Genomic DNA, 1,602 nt, shown 5'->3' on the forward strand with positions numbered 1-1,602 from the left:
AATAACATGAGTGGAAATAAAAATAATTTGACCATGTATTCTCTTCAATCTAAAAGGAAAAGTATTTTTAGTTTGTAAAAAAGTGATGAGCAAGATTAGCAAAAAAGGATTCTTCCTCTAGTAAGGTGATGACGTATTTAAACGAAAGGAAGGTTTTAGTATGAATTTAGAAAATAAAGTGGTCGTCATTACTGGAGCAGGTGGTGGTATTGGAATAAATGCCGCAAAAAAAGTTTCTTCTTTAGGCGCTAAAGTGGTCTTGGCTGATATCGATGAGGAGCACTTACGTAGCTTAGCTGGAGAATTGAGAGCGGAAGGAGGTGCTGTGGAATACTTTAAAGTCGATGTGACGAAAAGCGAAGATATGAAGAAATTAGTCGCTTTTACGAAGGAAAAGTACGGGAAAATTGATGTTTTCTTTAATAGTGCGGGTGTGCTAAATATAGGGCTGAATCGAGAAATGCCTAGCAAAGAATACACGCAAGTGATCGAAGTAAATGTTTTAGGTGTTTTGAATGGTTTATCAGCGGTTTTGCCTGAATTTAGAAAAGTCGATAAAGGTCATGTTGTCACCATGGTTTCAATTGGCGCACATGTAGTTGGACCAGCAATGAGCACATACGCAGCATCAAAAACAGCAGTATTAAAAATTATGGAAGGGGCTCGACAAGAAGAAGCAGATACCAAAATACGATTTACATCAATTTCTCCTGGAAACGTGGCTACTGACATGGGAAGAAAATTGGATCAAACAACGGATGAGTATCAAATTCTAACACCTGAAGCCATCACTGATGCCTTGCTTTATGCCTTGCAGCAACCAGAGCAAGTAGCTATTAATGAGATTATTTTGAGACCTACAAAAATGATGGTCTAACTATTGTTAGTATCGCATGGAATATAAAAAGGAGAGAAATTCTGTTTCTCTCCTTTTAGTTACTTTTTCAATTGTTGCGGTTGGCTATTCTATTTTTTTATACTCATTTAGACGAGTAGAGCGAGGATTGAGACAATTGATTGAGTGTCTCAATTTGTTTCAAAAATCCGAGGAATGATGGCATCAATTTTTAGTACTTCACCCTCAGTGAGGGTCTTTCCATCCTTTCGCCAAATACGAATATGTCTTTGTTCCTTTTCAAGCGCATAATTTTCAGTAGTATACTTTGCGCGAGAATTATTTAACAAGGTTGTAATAAAAAGAGCTCGCAGCTGACTTAAAGAAAGTCCATTTTCGCCTTGCATTAAAAAAGGTGATTCATAGTGGTAAACTCGATAATCATTAGAAATTGTTCCTCTCATAATTTCATCCTCCAAATGCCTTCTTCCTCTATTTTAGCAATAAAGGAACTGTTAAAAATAGTCTTTTATTAATAACTTACGAATTCGTTCACAATTATACTCAATTAAGAAATGATCGTTTAAAAAATAGTGACGCTTAAAATGATTCGGCCGTAGGTGCTTAAAAAAGGATAAAAGATAAATAAGGTTTTTGATTGAAAAATAAACACAAAAATGTTAGCGTTTACATTTAGGAGTGAATTTTAAAAGGGGGGAATTAAATGATATATCGAGCAATAGCAGCTGGCGCAGAAGTAGAAAATA

The 1,602-nt window shown here is 35.5% G+C and carries 2 protein-coding genes; one reads left to right on the top strand and one right to left on the bottom strand.

What is annotated here, in order from left to right; translation table 11 throughout:
• Positions 1 to 160: 160 nt before the first annotated feature.
• Complete coding sequence (locus A5868_RS07610) at positions 161 to 877, top strand: SDR family oxidoreductase (protein WP_086303949.1); 717 nt, start codon at positions 161 to 163, stop codon at positions 875 to 877.
• Between the two features lie 149 nt (positions 878 to 1,026).
• Here A5868_RS07610 and A5868_RS07615 read toward each other — a convergent pair whose 3' ends face one another.
• Positions 1,027 to 1,299, bottom strand: coding sequence for a hypothetical protein (locus A5868_RS07615; protein ID WP_010780892.1), 273 nt, complete (start codon positions 1,297 to 1,299; stop codon positions 1,027 to 1,029).
• Positions 1,300 to 1,602 lie beyond the last annotated feature (303 nt).

Source organism: Enterococcus sp. 12F9_DIV0723 (genome assembly GCF_002174375.1).
GTDB lineage: Bacteria > Bacillota > Bacilli > Lactobacillales > Enterococcaceae > Enterococcus_A > Enterococcus_A gilvus.

Bases quoted from the DNA above. Each gene is read 5' to 3' on its own strand.
- A5868_RS07610 (WP_086303949.1), top strand. From the start codon at position 161: ATGAATTTAGAAAATAAAGTGGTCGTCATTACTGGAGCAGGTGGTGGT.
- A5868_RS07615 (WP_010780892.1), bottom strand. From the start codon at position 1,299: ATGAGAGGAACAATTTCTAATGATTATCGAGTTTACCACTATGAATCA.